Below are 18,246 nucleotides of genomic sequence, written 5' to 3'. Positions count from 1 at the left end.
ATCACCAGAGGACGTCGAACGCGGGAACCTTCTTCTTGATCGTCTCATGACCGGTGAAGAGCGAGATCCAGCCGTCGTACTTGAGCGGCACGCCCATCAGGCTGTGCATGACATCCCAGGCCGCGGCGAGGCCCTGGCCGGTCGTCGCGATGCTGCCGTAGGCGCTGTAGGCGGCGACGTCCTTGCCGGTGATGACGCGCGTCATGATGTCGGCGAAGCCGTTGGGGTTGTTGCCCGTGGCGAACTGCCGCAGCGAGCCGAGCGCGCCCGAGGCGCCGCGGCCGTGGAAGAGGTAGGCGTAGCCGAGCTCGCTCACCTGCGAACCGGCCTCGGACCAGGCCTTGCCGCCGAACGCGCCCCCGAACATGTCGTCGACGAAGCGGAACTCGCCGCCGACGATCTTGCTCAGCTTGCCGAAGGGGATCACCCCGACGACGGCCATCACCAGCTGGAAGACCCCCGCGTCGGCGCGGAGGAACTGGTAGATCGTCAGCCCCAGCGCGATCAGGCCGATGATGCCGCCGATGAGCGCCAGGATCGGCCCGGCGAAGATGAGCGCCAGGATGCCGACGACCAGGCCAGCCCAGCTGAGCACCTTCTGCAGGCTGGCGACGAAGCCGTCGACGTTGTCCCAGAAGCCGTCCTCGACCTTGCCCTCGAGCACGCCGCCGATGTCGTTCACCGCCTGGTCGAACGCGTCCTCCCAGGTGTCGTAGTCGTTGTCCCAGTAGCCGGCCTCGGCCTCCCAGGCGTTGTAGGCGGCGAGCTTCGCGGCATCCTCGTCGGCCTGCTGCTCGGCCTCGGGACTGTCGGCGTCGGGCTGGAACCAGCCGCCGGTGCCGCGCGGCTCGACCGAGCCGGGCAGCGACTGGAAGGTCGCCCAGAGCGTCTCGCAGGCATCGACGTGGCCCTTGATCCTCGGCTGCACGTCGGCGAGCACCTCGCCGTAGGCGGCGAGCACGGGGCCGGTCGGCTTGTAGAGCTCGCCGCCCTGGCGCAGCAGGCCGTAGGTCTCGCCGACGACCTCGCGCAGCTTGTCGACCGCGAGGCCCTGCTGGCCGTCGGCGCCGCTCTTCACCTGCTCGAGCAGCGTCGCGCTCGAGATCATCGCCTCACCGAGGCGCCGGATGTCGTTGCCGCGCTCGACGATGTGCCCGGCATCGCCGGCGACCTCGTCGATCCAGCGGCCCTTGGGCGACTGCGGTCCGGGGTTCCCCATGGTCGTGCTCCTCGTGATCCGGTGGTCAGGCGGCCGCAGCGGCGGCTTCGAGCTCGCGCGCGGCTTCCTCGTCGAACTCCGCGAAGCCCTCGAGCACGCCCTGCACGTGGTCGCGGACCTTGGTCATGTCGCGCACGAGATCGACGCGCTTGTCGTTCCAGCGCCCCTCGAAGTCGCCGGCCCTGCTGCGCAGCTCGCCGCGGCCGAAGGGGCTGCCGATCGCGCTCTCGAGCTCGTTCGACCGGTCGCCGGCGCCCTCGAGCTCGGTGATGATCTCGTCGAGCTGCTCCCGGAGCGCGAGCAGCTCCGAGAACGTGATGAGCACATCGGTCATGGTCTCCCCTTGGGTCTGCGCGGCGGTCGCGCGGCGTCGAGCCAAACGTATGCGGGCGGATGCATGGAGCGCGATGGGGAGGACTGCCCACCCGGGTGCGCCCACGCATCCGCTGCGTCGTCGCCCATCACGCAGGCAGGGGGCCGACCGCCCGGTCGACCCCCTGCAGCATGCGTGTCGGTCAGCTGCCGGCGAGCTGCTCGTCGAGCGACTGGATCGCCTGCATCATGCCGCGCAGCGCCTCGCCCATGTCGGAGATGCCCTCGATGGCCTGCTCGAGGCCCGTCGTCAGCTCCTCGTAGCCCTCACCGAACTTGCCCGACGCGTGCTGCGTCTTGAAGTCCTCGCCCAGCAGGGTGTCGACCTGGCTCTTCAGGTCCTTCAGGACACCCGAGATGTCCTCCCTGCCCGTGTCGAGCTTGCCCGCCACCGACTCCATCTCGGCGTAGGATGCTCCGAAATCGCTCATAGCCGTCTCCTCATCGAATCGAGTTCACGCGGCCCGACCGGACCACCTCGGAACCAACGTAAGCGGGGCCGCTCGGGAGCGCGATGGGGAGAGGTGCCCATGCCGATGCGCGCCCGCGCAGCCGCCGCTACAGGCGGTGCAGGGTGCCCAGCTCGGCGCGCGCCGCGCGCCCGGCGACCTCGGCGCTGAGCTTCCCGCGCTCGACGAGCCGCGCGAGCGCGGCGTCGCGGTCGGCGCGGATCTCCCGCAGCTCGTCGCCCGGGATCGCGGCCAGCGCCGCGTGCAGCCCGTCGCCGCCGGCGGGGGCCGCTGCCTCGTCGACGCCCGCGGGCCTGCCGAGCGCGAGCATGAGCACGCCGTATGCCGCGCCGAGCACGCTCGCGATCAGCACCGGCACGCGCCATGCCGCGGCCCCGTCGAACCCGTCGAACGACGACGCGGCGCCCATCACCCACCACGTCGCGGCGCCGAGCACGGCGGTGCCGAAGGCGAGGATGAAGAGCATGTAGTGGCGTGCCCTGCCCGAGCGCAGCCACCAGATCGCGGCGACCAGCTGCACGACCGCGGCGATCGCGAAGCACACCCCGGCGATCGGCACCGAGGTCGACGCCTCCATGCGGTGGAAGCCCGCCGGGTCGCCCACGACGGCGGCGAAGCCGATCACCGGGGCGACGATCGCCAGCAGCGCGGGCAGGACCAGCCACAGCCCCGCCATCCCGCTGCCCTTCGCGGCGGCGACGCGCGCGAGGCCGGCGCCGTCCTCCCCCATGTGCTGCAGCGCATCCGGATGCCGCTGGAGCGCGTAGGCCTCGAGGATGCCGAGCCGTGGCTCGACGGCGGCAGACAGGTCGTCTGCCCATGCAGTGGCGGTCTCGTGCCGCAGGCTCATGCGGTGCCTCCTTCGGTTGATGTGCTGCCCACGGCGACCGGGGACGGCGCGCTCTGCGCGCCCTCGGTCGCGGGCGGGGCGACGGGCGCCTGGGCGGGCGGCCGTGCCGCGTCTTCCGGCACCAGCGGCAGCTGCACGGTGACCGCGCGTCCCTGCTGCACGAAGATGCCGCGGCCCTCGGGGAAGTCGGCGCGCTTGACCTTCGGGAACGGCACCTTGAAGACCGAGTCGCCGTCGTACGCATCCGGCTTCAGCACGATGCCCTTGCGCCCGGCCTTGAAGTCGCCGATGAACCCGTAGCCGCCGGTGACCTGCGTGATGTCGGCGTCGCCGACGAGCAGGTGGTCGCTGCGGTTGATCGCCTGGAACAGGCCCTTCAGCGCCCGCTCGGCATCGGAGTCGGCGAACTGCGGCACGTTCTCGATCACGATCATGATGCGGCCGGGGATCGACTCGTCGCCGACGATCTCGGTGAGCTCGGTCGCGAGCTCCTTCGCGGCGTCGGGCCGGGTGACGCTGCGCACCCAGGGGCGGAAGTCGTGCAGCACCGAGCGGCGGCCGGCGAAGTGGAACAGCTTCACATCCGGGTCGAAGCGCTCGACCGCGATGATCATGGCCTTCAGCGCGTTCGTCTTGCCCGACGCGGGCGGCCCGGCGACGATGAACGTGCCGACGGGGTCGAAGTCGCGCGCGGCCAGGGTGTCCTCGGCGACGCCGAGCACCGGGAAGTCGTCGACGCGGTCGGGCAGCTGCGTGAGCGCCAGGCGCGTCGGCAGCGCGCCGATCTCCTCGACGTCCTGCGCGCCCTGCGTGCGCAGCGCATCCGCCAGCTGGCCCATGAGCTTCGTCTGCTCGGCCACGTTGGGCGTGCCGCCAAGGGTGGCGACCTGCATCTCGAGGCCGTCGACGATGCCGCGGCCGGGCGCCGACTGGTCGTCGAGGATGTCCTTCGGCGCACCGACGAGCATGTAGCCCGACTCGTCCGAGAGCCGCAGCACCACGCGGCGCGAGATGTTCGAGCTCACCGCGGTCGGCACGGCGCCCGAGCGGTCGGCGGTCACGACCGCGTGGATGCCGAGCGGCCGGCCTTCGCCGAGGATGCGCATGAACACCTGGTAGAACGGCGAGCGGGCGCTCGTGACCTCCCACTCGGCCTTGAACTGCGGGAAGTTGTCGAGCAGCAGGAAGATGCGGCTCGCCTTCGGGTCGACCAGCTCGCGGTACTCGGTGAGGCTGGCCGCGCTCGCCGCCGCGAACGCCTTGCCGCGGCGGTCGAGCTCGCGCCCGAGCGAGCGCAGCAGGCGCTGCACGCGCTCGGCGTCGTCGCCGGCGATGATCGAGCCGACGTGCGGCAGGATCTCGAGCGACTTGAGGGCGCCGGAGGCGAAGTCGAGGCCGTAGATCTCGGCGTGGCTGAGCTCGGGGCGCATGCCGGCGGCGATGCCGATGGTCTTCAGCAGCGTCGACTTGCCGGAGCCCGAGGTGCCGTAGACGAGCATCGAGCCGTCGCGGTCGGGGTGGAAGTGGACGGCGTCCTGCCGCTGCCGCTCCGGCACGTCGGCCTTGCCCAGCACGATGCGGCCGTCGCCGTCGAGCGCCAGGTCGCGCAGGTCGACGGTCGTCTCGAGGTCGTCGAGCCAGGGCCGCCGCGGCGCCGGGATGCGCGCCTGCCTGGTCGCCGCGATGAGCGTGCGCACGATGCGCTTCTGGTCGGTGGGGCCGAGATCCTCGTCGTGCGCGTCGGACTCGGGCGCCGACTCGGGCTCCCAGCGCTGCACCGAGCCGAAGCGCAGCTCGGCCACCTTCACGTCGGCGGCCTGCACCTCGTCGGTGGTCCAGCCGCCGGCGTAGGCCGACTGGAAGGGCACCAGTCGGCCGGGGCCGGTCTTGGCGATGCCGCGGCCGGGGATCGAGGCCGGGAACGACGCCGCCACCGGGTCGTCGACGACGTCCTTCGAGTCGGACTCGTCGGCCATGCGCAGCGCCACACGCAGGTTCGTGTTGGCGCGCAGGTTGTCCTTGATCACGCCGGCCGGGCGCTGCGTGGCCATGATCAGGTGGATGCCGAGCGAGCGGCCGCGCTGCGCGATGTCGACGACGCCGTCGACGAACTCGGGCACCTCGCCCGCGAGCGCCGCGAACTCGTCGATCACGAGCACGAGCGCCGGCGGGGTCTCGGGATCCTGCCGCTTCTCGAGCTCGAGCAGGTCCTTCGCCTTCTTGCGGTTGAGCAGGTGCTCGCGGTGGTGCAGCTCGGCGCGCAGGCTCGTCAGCGCCCGGCGCACCAGGTGCGGGCTGAGGTCGGTGACGAGGCCCACGCAATGCGGCAGCTCGACGCAGTCGGCGAAGGCCGATCCGCCCTTGTAGTCGACGAACAGGAAGGTGACGCGGTCGGGGCTGTGCGCGGTCGCCATGCCCAGCACCCACGCCTGCAGGAACTCCGACTTGCCGGCGCCGGTCGTGCCGCCGACGAGCGCGTGCGGGCCCTGCGTGCGCAGGTCGAGGGTCATCGCGTCGGTGGCGCCCTGACCCATGATCGCGCGCAGGTTGCCGGCCTTCTTGAGACGCGGCTTGGGGCCGCCGGAGCGGTCGAGGATGGTGTTGTTCTGACGCCAGCGCTCGATCACCGCGTTCGAGTCGTCCGCGAGCTCTGCGCCGACGAGCGACAGGAACATGACGGAGTCGGGGATGTCGGAGGAGTCGTTGATCACGATGCTCGCGTCGACGACGGGGGCGAGGCGCTTCGCGAGCATCTGCATGTACTCGCCGGAGACGCCCTCGACCTTGACGTCGTCGTAGTCGACGCCGGAGCGCACGGTGCCGACCCGCGCCGACTCGAGCCCGGCGGTGACGTCGATGAAGCTGCGGCAGACCGCCGGCAGCGACTCGACGGCGGGGGCGACGAACACGCCGTAGACGCCCACGGCCGAGCCGCGCTCGAGGATCTGCGTGAGCCTGGGCCGGTCGACCGGCGCGTCGTTCGTGACGATCAGCACCACCGACGTCTGGATCGGGGTGACGGTGTCCTTCGCGGCCCGCTCGACGTCGGAGCCGTACCGCATCGGGTCCCAGTCCTCGTCGAACGGCGTCTTGCGGTCGGGCGAGGCCTGCTTCGAGCGGCCCAGCACGAGCTCCTCGAGCGCGTTCAGCAGGGCTGTGCCGGCGGTCGCCGAGTCGGCGAGCGGCATGTCCTTGAAGGGGCTGGTCTCGCTGGTGGTGTGGGGCAGCCACTTCATCCACTCGAGCTCGCCGGTCCACTCCGGGTCGCAGATGGCGACCGTCACGACCTCGTTGGGGGCGTGCAGCCCGTAGAGCTGCACGGCCATGCCGCGCAGCGCATCCGCCGCCAGCGACTTGGGGCCGGCGATGCCGATCGAGCCCGCCGACGAGAACGACTCGACGATCGGCACGTCGTCGACGTAGCGGTAGCGCTCGCGCAGCCGCTCGACGCGCTCGAGGTACTCGGCCAGGCCGTCCTGGACCTCGTCCTCCTTGATGGTGTTGCGCGACTCCGCACGGCACGTGCCGAGGCGCACCGACAGGAAGTTCCAGTGCTCGGGCCTGCGGGTCCAGAGCATCGGGCCGAGCCGCATCGCGTGCTCGAAGACCTCGGCGACCGGCGGCACCTCGAGGTTGCGGACCGCCTCCTCCTTGGGCTTCTCGCGGTAGAGGATCTCCTCGAGCTCCTCGTACCGCCCCTCGAACATCTCGACCTCGAACTTCTGCTTCTGGCCGTTCTGGGTCTTCATGTTGATGAAGTTGCCCAGCAGCATGAGCGGCGTCATGAGCGCGATGAGGATCGAGCGCGGGTTGTTCGTCAGCGCGAACATCGCGCCTGCGAGCAGGATCGGCGTGACGAGCATCGGCCAGGGGAAGAGCCGCTGGATGATCTCCTTCGGCATCCGCGGGCCCTTGTGGTCGGTGCCCGGGTAGCGGGCCTCGACGCGGGGCGAGCGGTTGAACATGAGGGCCCCGCCGCGCTCGAGCACCGGATCGGGGCCGGATGCGTCAAAGACGCCGACGAGGTCGACCGTCAGTGCCGTGTCCCCGAGGGTGAAGACCGCGCCCGGCACCACGCGCAGGCGCGAGACGAGGCCGCCGTCGACGACGACGCCGTTGGCGGAGTTCAGGTCGACGACCTCGATGTGCGTGCCCACCTCGATGCGCGCGTGGCGCTTCGAGACCAGCTGGTCGGCGAGCACGATGTCGTTCTTCGCGTCGCGGCCGATCGAGGCGTGGCCCCGCCCGAGCTGGAACTCCTGGCCGCGCAGCGGCCCGCCGACGACGCGCAGCACCGCGATCGCCTCGAGCGCGCTGCCCGCCGGCCCGCCCCTGCGCGAGCCGCCGGCCCCGAGGTTCACGACCTGCGTGTGGAAGCCGGAGCCGATGGGCGCCTCGGCGATGAGCGCGTCGGGCTGCAGCTGCACCAGCTGCTGCTCGGTGGGCGGCGCGACCGCGAGCGAGAGGGTGTCGCCGTCGCCGAACGCGATCGAGCGGTCGGGGTCGGCGAGCGCGATCTGCCGCGCGACGTCCTCGACGGAGGCCGTCGAGTCGGCCGTGATGACGACGTCGGTGGGCTCGGCCGTCGGCCGGTGCAGGGTGAGCTTGACCTTCATGGTGCGGTGATCTCCCGATCAGTCCTGGCTGTCGTCGGCGTCGCGCAGCGCGGGGTCGTCGAGCAGCCCCAGGTCGGCGCGGGTGACGAGCTGCGACGAGACGGCGTACTCGACGAGGCGGGCGCGGCGGTTGCTCGCGAGCTTGCCGACGCCGCCGCGCAGGCCCTGCACGCCCATCCGGTCGAGCTTGTCGCAGACGTTGTCGAGCTTGCGGTTGAAGCGGCTCATGGTCCAGCCGAGCCGCTCGGCGGCGGCGCCCGACGAGGGCAGCTCGCTCACGCCCACCCCGTCGCGGCGCAGCATCGGCTCGGCGAGCGCGACGATCAGCAGCTTCTGCAGCTGGGTGAGGCCGACCGGCATGACCGTGGTCTCGCCCGACGAGCGGCGCTGCGCCTCCGGGGAGAGCGAGAACGAGGCGTCGTCGCAGTGCACGCCCAGCTCGTAGGTGGTCGGGCCGGCGGTGAAGACGATGGATGCGTCGGCGAAGACGATCGGCAGGCGCGCGCCGGGCGAGAGCCACGACTGCACCGCTCCGCCGGCGCTCGACACGGTCGCGGAGAGCCGCGAGCCGACGTTCGCGAGCCACCACAGGCCGTCCTGGTGGCGGATCTCGAGGAACGCGCGGTGCAGGTACTGGTTGTCGTCGACCGTCAGATCGCCCTCTCGCCCGATGACGAAGGCGGCCGCCGGGTCGAGCGTGAACCACTCCCCCGAGAACTCGATCTGCAGGCGCGGGATCCGATCAGCCACTGACGCACCCCCGGGTGTCGTTCGAGGAGCGCCCGTCGGAGCGCACGAGCGTCACCAGCACGCACGACTCGCCGTCGGCGTCGCGCGGCACGACCACCGACTCGAGCGGCACCGTCGAGATCATCGGGTCGCCGTCGCTGCGCTCGTACCGGTACTGGAACTGGTCGCCCTCCTGCGGCTGCGCGTTCACCCAGGTGAACTCGACCGAGTCGCCCGTCACCGTGCCGACCACGTTGATGGGCGCGGGCGGCCGCTGCGGCGCTGCCGGCGCGGCGATCGTCTGGGAGGGGTTCGCGGCCTGCTGCGGCTGCGCGGTCGACAGCGCCATCCAGACGATGCCGCCGCCCACCAGCACCACGAGCCCCGCGCCGACCGCGGTCGCCCAGGAACGCCTCCGGGAGGCCGGCGCGACCGCGACGGGCGCGGCCACCGGTGCCGACGCATCCGCCGTCTCACCCGGCCGGGCACGGCGGATCGTGGCGTCGGGCGCGGCGCCCGCCATGCCGGGCATCGGCGCGAAGCGCGGCTGCTCGCCGGCGTGCGGGTCGATCGAGACGACGCCGCGGATGCGGGTCGCGCCGCCGTCCTCCTCGTCGACGGCCCCGGCCTCGACCGAGTCGTCGAGCACGTCGAGCGGTGTGACGGGCAGCGCCATCTCGGCCTCGACCTGCTGCAGCGCGCGGCCGAACGCCATCGCGCTCGGGTAGCGGCGGGAGGGGTCGGGATCCATCGCGGACGCGAGCACCGACTCGAGCCGCGCGGGCACGTCGTGCCTGGCGAGCGGCGCGATGTCGCCGCGGCCGATGCGGTCGATGAGGTCGACGCTCGTGTTGCTGCCGCCCGGCAGCTCGAACGGCGTGCGGCCGGCGAGCAGCGTGAACAGGGTCGCCCCGAGCGAGAAGACGTCGGATGCGGGGCTCGACCTGGGCGGCGTCTCGAACGCCTCGGGCGGTGACCACGGGATCGACATGCCGCTCGAGTCGTCGCTGCCGCCGGAGGAGGTGGCGATGCCGAAGTCGGTGAGCGCCGGACGGTTGTAGGCGGTGACGAGGATGTTGGCCGGCTTGATGTCGCGGTGCAGGATGCCCGCGCGGTGGGCGGTCTCGACCGCGCCGGCGATCTGCACGCCGAGCGAGAGCACCTCGGGCACCGCGAAGCGCTCGCGCCGGTAGCGCACGCCGAGGTTGGGCTTGGAGCAGTACTCCATGGCGAGGTAGGGGCGGCCGTCGGGCGCGACCGCGGCGCCGTAGATCGTGACGATCGACGGATGCGTCGTCAGCTGCGCCATCACGTTGGCCTCGTGCCGGAAGTTCTCGATCAGCTCGCGGTTGACGGCATCGGGCAGCAGCACCTTGATCGCGACCCTGCGCGCGGGCAGCAGCTGCTCGTAGAGGAAGACGTCGGCGAAGCCGCCCGAGCCCAGCAGCGAGACGTAGTCGTAACCGGGCAGCTCGGGCGGGGCGGACGGGGCGCGCTTCGGGCTCACGGCGCCGACTCGATCGTGACGACCTGGCCGTCGCCGAGGTCGAGGCGGTCGCCGAGCTGCAGGATCGTCGACGCCTCGGGGCGCAGCCGCTGCGGTGCCGAGCCCTCGCGCAGCAGCAGCGTGCCGTTGGTCGAGCTGAGGTCGACGGCCACCAGGTTCCAGTCGTCGACGCGCAGCTCGAGGTGGCTGCGCGAGATGTCCTCGCCCGGGCTGTCGACGGTGATGAGGCGCGGCACGCGGCCGTCCTCGACGCGGCGCGAGCGGGGGCGGCGGCCGATCACGACGCCGCGGCCGAGCGGGATGCGCTCGCCGGAGACGAGCACGGCGACCGCGACCTCTGGGCGGCGGCGCTGCGCGGCGGAGCCCTCGTCGATCGCGGAGCCGCAGCGGATGCAGGTCGTCGTGCCGGGCGCGTTGACGTGGCCGTTAGGGCACAGCGTCGAGAGCACCAGCGGGCCCGTAGCCGGCGCTGCTGCGGTCGGCGCTGCTGCGGTCGGCGCTGCGTCCTGCTCCTCGGGCGGCTGGGCGCCGGCCCGCTGTGCCCGCTCCGCGTGCAGCCGCCGTGCCTGCTCGGCGGTGATGGTCAGGCCGTCGTGGTCGCCGAAGTCGCCTGCGGCGGGCGCGGGCTCGGGCGCCGGCGGCGACGCCGCGGGCGCGACCGGCGCCTCGGGCTGCAGCTCGCGCACGTCGGCCGCCGGCTTGATGAAGCCGGGCACCGAGTCGATGAGACCGCCGATCGGGCTGCCGGTGTCGCTGACGCCAGGCGTCGACTCGAGCGCACGCTCGACCGCGACGGGGCGTGTCACCGCGACCGGCTCCGGCTCCGGCACGGTGGGGACGAGCTCGGGGGACACGTCCGCGCCGGGGGCCGATGCCGCCGCGCGGGCATCCGCGGCCGCGGCGGGCGGCAGCGTCTGCCCGAAGGTGCCGAAGCGCGGCTCCTCCGCGGGCATCTCGGAGACGGGGACCGGTGCGGGCGACGGCGTCGACGCATCCGCCCTGCCGGGTGCCACGCGCACGGCCGACACCCGCACCACGCCGCCCTCGAACGGCAGCGTCTCGCCGTCGAGCGAGCCGAGGCCGCCCGCGGCGACCGAGCCGTCGGCCGAGATCTCGTCGAGCGACCAGTCGGCGCCGAAGCGGTCAGGGAGGCCGGAGCCGTCGGCGGTCGCGGGCACGCCGTGCCGGCGCAGCAGCACCCGGCCGTCGCTCAGGTCGACGAGGCCGATGAGCGCCGAGGGCTCGCCGTCGAGCACCTCGCGCAGCGCGTCGGTCGACGCGACCGCGGCGATGGTCGCGTGCAGCGCGCGAGCGCGGGCGGGCGTCAGATCGCGCTCGCACACGAGCACCGTGCGGCCGGCGGCGACGCACCAGGCCTCGCCCGGTGCGTACTCGATGCGTGCGCTCATGGCAGCGCCTCCCTCGGGATCGTGTCGTCGAGGCTGTGCACGTGCGTGTCGAACAGCTCCTCGTCGGAGAGTGCCACAGCGTCGACGTCGACGACGACGACCGTGACGTTGTCGGGCGCGCCCGCGTCGAGCGCGCGGCGCAGCAGCAGCGCGGCGACCGCGGCCGGCGACGAGACGTCGCCGAGGATCTCGCCGATCTCGTGGTCGTCGACCTCGCCCGTCAGCCCGTCGGAGCAGACGATCAGGCGCTGCCCGCGCTCGGCGGGCCGCAGCCAGACGTCTGCCGGCTGGCGCTCGCCGGGGCCGAGGGCGCGCGTGATGACGTTGCGATGCGGGTGACGGCGCGCGTCGGCTCGGCGGAGCGCGCCGGCCTCGACCATCTCCTGCACCACCGAGTGGTCGACCGTGATCTGCTCGAGGCTGCCCGCGTCGTAGAGGTAGGTGCGGGAGTCGCCGATGTTCAGGATCAGCCAGTGCGCGACCCCCGCGACGTCGACCAGCACCGCCCCCGAGAGCGTCGTGCCGCCGATCGGCTCGCCGAGCGAGCGCTCCTGCACGCTCGCGAAGGCGTGCTCGATCGCGCTCTCGACGCATTCGACGTCGGCGAGCGTGCGGCCCTTGAGGCTGCGGAACGCCTCGACCGCGAGCGCGCTCGCGACGTCGCCCGAGGCGTGGCCGCCCATGCCGTCGGCGACGACGAACACCGGGAACGAGGCGAAGACGGAATCCTCGTTCACCGTGCGGCGCATGCCGGTATGGGTCGTGCCCGCCCAGCGGAGCGAGATCGACGGATGGCTGAAGCGGAACTCGCCGACGGTGCTCACGAGGCCTCCTCGACCTGGAACGAGCGGTCGCCGAAGCGCACGAGGTCGCCGGGCTGCAGCGCGAACGGCGTGCCGGGCGCCAGCCGCGACTCGGCGCCGGCGCGCACGACGCTCGAGCCGTTCGTGGACGCCCGGTCGATGGCGGCGAGCGGGTCGGCGGTGAGCAGCAGGTGCGTCTTCGAGATCGAGCGGGTGTCGTCGGCGATCGGCAGCAGGTGCTCGATCACCTCGCCGGCGCTGGGCGAGGGGTTGCGGCCGATCAGCGCCGCGCCGGTGATCGCGAAGCGGTCGCCGGTGTCGAAGGCCAGCGTCGCAACGACCCGTCGCGAGCCCGGTCGCGCCCGCGTCGCCTCGAGGTCGTCGTCGAGCCCGGCGACCTCGACGCGGCGCACGGTGCTGTCGTCGACCTCCTCGGCCGGCCCGGCCTGCGGCGCGGGCGGCAGCGCCGTCGCAGCACTGGGGGCGACGTCCGCCGGGGCGAAGTCGTCGCCGTCGGGCTCCACGATCGTGTGCTCGTCGACTGGGCTCGCCTGCGCAGCGGCGTAGCGCGGCGGCGACGGCGGCGGGGCATACGTCGGCGCCGACGACAGCGGTGGCGGCGCCTGCTGCCAGCCGTGCTGGGTCGGGCGATCGTGGGCCGGGCGCTCCTCGGCCGGCTGCGGCTCGGCCGGCGCTGCTGGGCGCTCACGGCCGGGCACGCTGTCGACCAGGCCGCTCAGCTGCCCGGGTCGGTAGCCGCCCAGTCGCGCACCCCCGGCGGGCATGCCGGGAACCGTGTGCGAGGGAGCAGGGTCGGGCTGGTGCGTCTCGAGACCGACCTGCCCCGGGGCGGGCTGCTGCGGTCGCGCAGCGCCCACGACGCCCGAGCTGATGCGCGCGCCGGGACGGTAGCCGAGCGCCTGGCTGTCGGCCGGCGTGGCCAGCGACGGCAGCTGCGACTTCGAGCCCTCGGGCTCGGCCTGCACCGTCTTGCGCGCGATCCGCATCTTCTTCTCGTGATACGGATCCAGGCCGGTGCGCACGTCGACGAACCACGTCCCCGCCGCCTTGTCGAGCCAGCCGCGGCCGCGCTGCTCGCCGTCGAAGAAGACCGACGAGAACAGCAGCGCCGGACCGACCACCGGCACGAGGAAGCCCAGGTGCAGCAGCACGCCGCGCAGCAGCGCCTTGCCGATGCCGGGCCGCTCGAGCGTCGCGACGTGGATCGAGCGGATGCCGGTGAACGCCTTGCCGAGCGTCACGCCCTTGCGGCCGTGGAGCACGAGCTGCACGATCACGAACGCGAGCGACAGCACGCCGGAGACGGCGGTGCCCACGACGATCCAGACGAAGTCGGGATGCGTGACGAGGCCGTAGGGCTGGATGGCTCCGGTCGCCGCCTTCAGCAGCGTGGGCAGCGCGAGCAGCCAGTACGGCACCTGCAGCAGCGCCCAGAAGGCGAACTCGATCAGCGACGCGAGCGCGCGGCGGCCGAGCGGCGCGGGCCGCAGGCCGAGCGCCGCGGCGTAGGCGGGATCCGGACGGCCGTGGTCGTCGAGGCCCTCGACGACCTTCCGGCCCTCATCGATCTCCCAGATCATCGTCGCCTCCGCTCCTGCCGCCGCCTGGCGAACGATCTCATCGACAGCCTGCCCAGCAGGCGCCGGCGCCCGGTGGCCTCCGAGCGCATCCCCTTGACGCTCTGCTCGACATCGAGCCAGAACGCGTCGACGTCAGCCGCGTCCGGCTCGCCCGGACCGAACACGCCCTCGTCGACGTAGTCGCCGATCTCGGTGGCTCTCGACCGAGGGTAGCGATCCTCCACCACCCGGGCGACCTCGCGCCGGGTGACGCCCGCCGGCACCGGCAGGCCGAGGTCGACGGCCTCGTCGACCACCTCGTGCCAGCCGCCGGAGAGGCGGTCGCTGCCGCGCTCCGCGCGCTGGCGCTTGCGGCGACGCGCGGCCTTCAGGGCGCCCACCACCAGGAACGGCAGCAGCAGCAGGAAGAGCAGCAGCAGCGTGCCGCCGCCGATCCACAGCCAGAGCATCCACGAGGTGTCGGCGGGCTCCTCGTCGTCCTCCTCCTGGCCCTCGTCGGCGACGGTGTCGGGCGACATCTCCGCCGGCTCCTCCGGCGGCTGCGGCGGCTGGAGCACCTGCGGCTTCGGCTCGGGCTGCGGTTCGGGCTCGGGCTGGATCTGGTCGTTGTCCTCCGGCGGCGCGGGGTCGAAGCGCACCCAGCCGTAGCCCTCGAACGGCACCTCGACCCAGGCGTGCATGTCGCCGCCGGTGAGCTCGACGGGCTCGCCTCCGCCGGTGAAGCCGTCGTCCGGGTACATGCCCATCACGACGCGCGAGGGCACGTTGATGCGCGAGAGCGCGAGCGCGAACGCGGTGGCGTACTGCTCGTCGTCGCCGACCAGCACCTCCTGCTCGAACATGCCCTGGATGCGCGAGGCGCCGTGGCCGGCGAGCGAGGGGATCGTGTCGTCCTCGAGGCCGTGGCTGAAGCTGCCGTTGTTCATCAGCCGCAGCATCGCCTCGAGGTTCTCGAAGCTGTTCTGGCCGTTGGCGCCGTGCTCGGACACCCAGGCCTGCAGCAGATCGGGCACGAGCGCCGGCGCGGGCACCGAGACCCTGGTGATCGGCACGCCCTCGAGCTCCTCCTGGGCGGGCTGCGCGGGCACGATCGCCTGCAGCTCGTAGGCATCGCCCGCGCCCAGCCCGTCGAGCGCGATCGCCGTGCCGGTCTGGCCGTTGTAGTGCAGCGACCCCTGGAGGTCGCCGGCCCGGTCGCCCTCGAAGCGCAGCGACTGCATGTAGCCGACGTCGGGCACCCAGATGCCCGAGTAGTCCTGCACCTCGACGCGCACGGTCGCCGGGGCGCCCGACTGCTGCACGAGCACCTCGTCGCCGATGCGCGCGAACGAGCCCGAGCCGCTCGTCTCCTGCGAGCCGGCGACCGCGAACACGGTGCCGTCGTAGTAGTCGAAGGTCGCGAGCCGGAGCCGGCCGTCGGCGGGCATGCCGCTGACGGTCAGCAGCGTCGAGTCGTCGAAGTTCTTGGGCCAGTTGCGGTAGCCGGCCAGGGGGCTCGGGTACTCGGCCAGCTCGATCGGCGGCTCGACCGTGTCGCGCAGCACGGCCCGGCTCTGGGGCTGCACCGGGATGCTGATCAGGGCGGCGACGATCATCGCCCCGGCGATCATCGCGACCGCGCCGCGCGAGCGCTGCTTGCGCGCCCGTGCGCGGAGCCGCGTGTCGTTGGTCACCTCGACCTCGTCGTTCAGGTCGGTGCGCCACGTCGCGCGGCGCCACGCGCACCAGGCCAGGATCGCGCCCGCCACGACCGCGCCGAGCACGGTCGGCCAGAACGCGATCTTGGTGCCGAAGCTGATGCCGACGATCAGCGCGACGACGGCCGGCAGCATCGCGAAGGGCGCGCCGCGCCGCAGCCGCAGCGCCAGCACCGTCGCGAGCGTGGCGCACAGCAGCGTGGTGAGGAAGGGCACCACCAGCAGGCTCGGGAAGCCCTCCGCGGGCGGCTCCGCCGTCAGCAGGCCCTTCCACGAGAAGACGACGCCGAGCAGCAGCTCGCGCCAGCCCTCGAGCGTGGGGATGAAGCCCGCGATCGTGGTGCGGGGCACGGCGAGCGCCGGGCCGAAGAGCACGAGCGCGAGCACGAAGCCGGCCGCGGTCATGAGCCAGCCGCGCAGGGGCTTCAGCGAGGTGACGACGCCGACCGCGATGCCGAGCAGCGTGCCGCCGATGCCGGCTGCGAGGTAGGCGGTGCCGCCGAACACGGGGCCGAACGAGAGCGTCGCCGCCAGCAGCACGACGAAGATCGCCGCGCAGTCGATGGCGGCGTGCCGCAGCGGTCGCGGCAGCAGCTGATCCTGCTTCACTGGAGCGCCACTCCTCGCATGATCCGGGGCAGGTCGCTGACGCTGCCGAGCGTGGCCAGGAAGGTGTCGCCGATCGGCTGCAGCTTGGGCTTCGCGCCCTGCACGACCGTGAAGGCGATGACGCGCGCCTGACCGGGCAGCAGCGTGCGCGCCCGGCGCACCAGCGCCGGATCGACGGTGGCGCCGGCGTGCAGCATGACGACGGATGCGCCGCCGTGCTGCCGCGCCATCGTCGCGGCGAGGTCGAGGAAGCGGTCGTCGCGGGGCGACCACTCGACGCCCGAGAGCCCGTCGAGGAGCCGCTTGCCGGTGGTCGCCGGAACGGTGGAGCGGGAGGTCTGCACCACCACATCCATCTCGTCCCGGATCGCCTGCAGGCCCAGCGAGCCCAGGATCGAGATGGCCGTCTCGAACTCGAGCGGATCGGCGTAGTCGTCGGGCGAGGTCGACAGGCCCAGCGCGAGCACGCTGCGACGCGTCTGCTCGAACTGCCGCACCATGAGCTTGCCGGTGCGGGCCGTCGACTTCCAGTGGATGTAGCGGCGGTCGTCGCCGGCGACGTAGTCGCGCAGCGCGGGGAACGCGATGTCGCGGTTGGTGAGGTCGCGGGTCGTGATGCCCTCGAGGTCGCGGATGAGGCCGGGCGCGGTCTCGTCGAGCTGCACCGTCTTGGGGTGCACGAACAGCTCGACCGGATCGGTCCACTTCACCTGCCGGCGCAGGAGGCCGACGGGGTCGCCGCGCACCGAGCGCACGGGCCCGACCTGCAGGATCGTGCGGCGGCTGGTGGGGATGGCGAAGACGTCCTCGTGCACGCCGCCGGGCTGCATGCGCGGCAGGTGGAAGGAGGCGAGCGCCTTGCCCACCGGCACCTCGATGGTGGCCGGCAGCAGCGGCTTCGTCGATGCGGCATGGATCTCGATCCGGCCGAGGGCGCGCTCCCCCACCACGACGCGCGTGTAGGCGAGGTCGAGCACGATCCGGTAGCGGTTGCGGCCGATGACGAACGCGACGGCGGCCAGCAGCAGCAGCGCGCCGGCGATGCCGATGACGATCAGCTCCTTCCAGCCGAGCGCGATGCCGAGCGTCAGCGCCAGCAGCGTGCCCACGAGCACGGCCCAGCCGAAGCCCGTGATCGGCTCGATCGCCGGCCAGACGTGCGCCCGCAGCCAGCCGAGGGAGACGCGCCACCACTCGACGACCACCGAGTCCTCGCCCGCGACCCCGCCGACCACGCGCTGCAGCGGCGTGCGCTCGCGCTCGACGGCGCGCCGGAGCCGGGTGGTCTCCGAAGCGCCGCCGGTCGCGCTGCGCACGGCGGTGCCGGTGTCGATGTCAGGTGCGGGAGTCGACGTCGCCCGCTCGGGCGCCGTCGTCATGCAGCTTGCTGACGGTCCTGCGGCGCCGCGATGTCGGCGAGCGCCCGATCGATGATGCGGTCGCCCGAGACGCCCGAGAACTCGGCCTCGGGGTCGATCACGATGCGGTGCGCCCAGACGGGCTGCGCCAGGTGCTTCACGTCGTCGGGCAGCACGAACGCGCGGCCCTTCGCCGCCGCCCACACCTTCACGGCGCGCACGAGCGCCATCGCGCCGCGCACCGAGACGCCCAGGCGGGTGTCCTTCGAGTCGCGGGTGTGCTCCGAGAGCTGCGCGACGTAGTCGAGCACCGCGTCGTCGACGTGCACGGTCGCCGCGAGGTCGATCATCTCGGCCACCGCGCTGGTGGTGATGACGGGCTGGACCCCCGCCGAGGCGTTGCGGTTCGAGGCGCCGGCGAGGATCCGCACGGTCTGCTCCCGGCCGGGGTAGCCGATCGACGTCTTCATCAGGAAGCGGTCGAGCTGCGCCTCGGGCAGGCGGTAGGTGCCCGCCTGCTCGATCGGGTTCTGCGTCGCGATGACCATGAACGGGCGGCCGACCGAGTAGGGGGTGCCGTCGACAGTGACGCGACCCTCCTCCATCACCTCGAGCAGCGCCGACTGCGTCTTCGGGCTGGCGCGGTTGATCTCGTCGGCGAGCACGATCGAGGCGAAGATCGGTCCCTTGTGGAACTCGAACTCGCCCGTCTTCTGGTCGTAGACCGTCACGCCCGTGACGTCGGAGGGCAGCAGGTCGGGCGTGAACTGGATGCGGTGGTTCGTGCCCTGCACCGTCGCGCCCATCGACTTGGCCAGCTGCGTCTTGCCGGTGCCGGGGGCGTCCTCGAGCAGCAGGTGGCCCTCCGACAGCATCGCGGTGAACGCGAGCCGGATGACATCCTCCTTGCCCAGCACGACCGTGCCGACGTTGTCGACCAGACGCTGGAACGTCTCTGCGAACCAGGTCGCCTGCTCGCGGGTCATCGATGCGCTCATGGTGTTCC

The 18,246-nt window shown here is 72.7% G+C and carries 13 protein-coding genes; all 13 read right to left on the bottom strand.

The window, feature by feature from the left end; translation table 11 throughout:
* Position 1: 1 nt before the first annotated feature.
* Positions 2-1,219, bottom strand: coding sequence for a hypothetical protein (locus tag Q9250_RS02490; protein ID WP_306232996.1), 1,218 nt, complete (start codon positions 1,217-1,219; stop codon positions 2-4).
* Between the two features lie 25 nt (positions 1,220-1,244).
* Complete coding sequence (locus tag Q9250_RS02485; protein ID WP_306232995.1) at positions 1,245-1,553, bottom strand: hypothetical protein; 309 nt, start codon at positions 1,551-1,553, stop codon at positions 1,245-1,247.
* A 181-nt stretch (positions 1,554-1,734) separates the two neighbouring features.
* On the bottom strand, positions 1,735-2,022 hold the full coding sequence (locus tag Q9250_RS02480) for a WXG100 family type VII secretion target (protein ID WP_306232994.1): 288 nt from the start codon (positions 2,020-2,022) through the stop codon (positions 1,735-1,737).
* A 127-nt stretch (positions 2,023-2,149) separates the two neighbouring features.
* Positions 2,150-2,911: a hypothetical protein gene (locus Q9250_RS02475; protein ID WP_306232993.1), complete on the bottom strand. Its 762-nt coding sequence runs from the start codon at positions 2,909-2,911 to the stop codon at positions 2,150-2,152.
* Positions 2,908-7,527 carry an FtsK/SpoIIIE domain-containing protein gene (locus Q9250_RS02470; protein WP_306232992.1) on the bottom strand — a complete coding sequence of 1,540 codons (4,620 nt, stop codon included), beginning with the start codon at positions 7,525-7,527 and terminating at the stop codon, positions 2,908-2,910. Before Q9250_RS02470 ends, Q9250_RS02475 begins: the two co-directional genes overlap by 4 nt.
* A gap of 18 nt (positions 7,528-7,545) precedes the next feature.
* A complete protein-coding gene (locus tag Q9250_RS02465; protein WP_306233883.1) occupies positions 7,546-8,265 on the bottom strand; it encodes an FHA domain-containing protein in 720 nt (239 codons plus the stop codon).
* Positions 8,266-8,269: 4 nt separating this feature from the next.
* Positions 8,270-9,763: a serine/threonine-protein kinase gene (locus Q9250_RS02460; protein ID WP_306232991.1), complete on the bottom strand. Its 1,494-nt coding sequence runs from the start codon at positions 9,761-9,763 to the stop codon at positions 8,270-8,272.
* A complete protein-coding gene (locus tag Q9250_RS02455) occupies positions 9,760-11,172 on the bottom strand; it encodes an FHA domain-containing protein (protein WP_306232990.1) in 1,413 nt (470 codons plus the stop codon). Before Q9250_RS02455 ends, Q9250_RS02460 begins: the two co-directional genes overlap by 4 nt.
* Positions 11,169-11,996 (bottom strand): PP2C family protein-serine/threonine phosphatase, encoded by an 828-nt coding sequence (locus Q9250_RS02450; RefSeq protein ID WP_306232989.1) that lies wholly within the window; start codon positions 11,994-11,996, stop codon positions 11,169-11,171. Before Q9250_RS02450 ends, Q9250_RS02455 begins: the two co-directional genes overlap by 4 nt.
* The gene (locus Q9250_RS02445; protein WP_306232988.1) at positions 11,993-13,576 is read right to left on the bottom strand and encodes an RDD family protein; all 1,584 of its coding nucleotides are present in this window, start codon (positions 13,574-13,576) and stop codon (positions 11,993-11,995) included. Before Q9250_RS02445 ends, Q9250_RS02450 begins: the two co-directional genes overlap by 4 nt.
* Positions 13,573-15,882: a transglutaminase TgpA family protein gene (locus tag Q9250_RS02440; RefSeq protein ID WP_306232987.1), complete on the bottom strand. Its 2,310-nt coding sequence runs from the start codon at positions 15,880-15,882 to the stop codon at positions 13,573-13,575. The genes Q9250_RS02445 and Q9250_RS02440 overlap by 4 nt, the downstream gene beginning before the upstream one ends.
* Positions 15,879-17,261 (bottom strand): DUF58 domain-containing protein, encoded by a 1,383-nt coding sequence (locus Q9250_RS02435; RefSeq protein ID WP_306232986.1) that lies wholly within the window; start codon positions 17,259-17,261, stop codon positions 15,879-15,881. Before Q9250_RS02435 ends, Q9250_RS02440 begins: the two co-directional genes overlap by 4 nt.
* Positions 17,258-18,238 (bottom strand): AAA family ATPase, encoded by a 981-nt coding sequence (locus Q9250_RS02430; protein WP_306232985.1) that lies wholly within the window; start codon positions 18,236-18,238, stop codon positions 17,258-17,260. Before Q9250_RS02430 ends, Q9250_RS02435 begins: the two co-directional genes overlap by 4 nt.
* Between the last annotated feature and the right edge of the window lie 8 nt (positions 18,239-18,246).

It is taken from the genome of Agrococcus beijingensis, assembly GCF_030758955.1.
Taxonomy (GTDB): Bacteria; Actinomycetota; Actinomycetes; order Actinomycetales; family Microbacteriaceae; genus Agrococcus; species Agrococcus beijingensis.
This window is presented reverse-complemented; position numbering and strand designations above follow the sequence as displayed.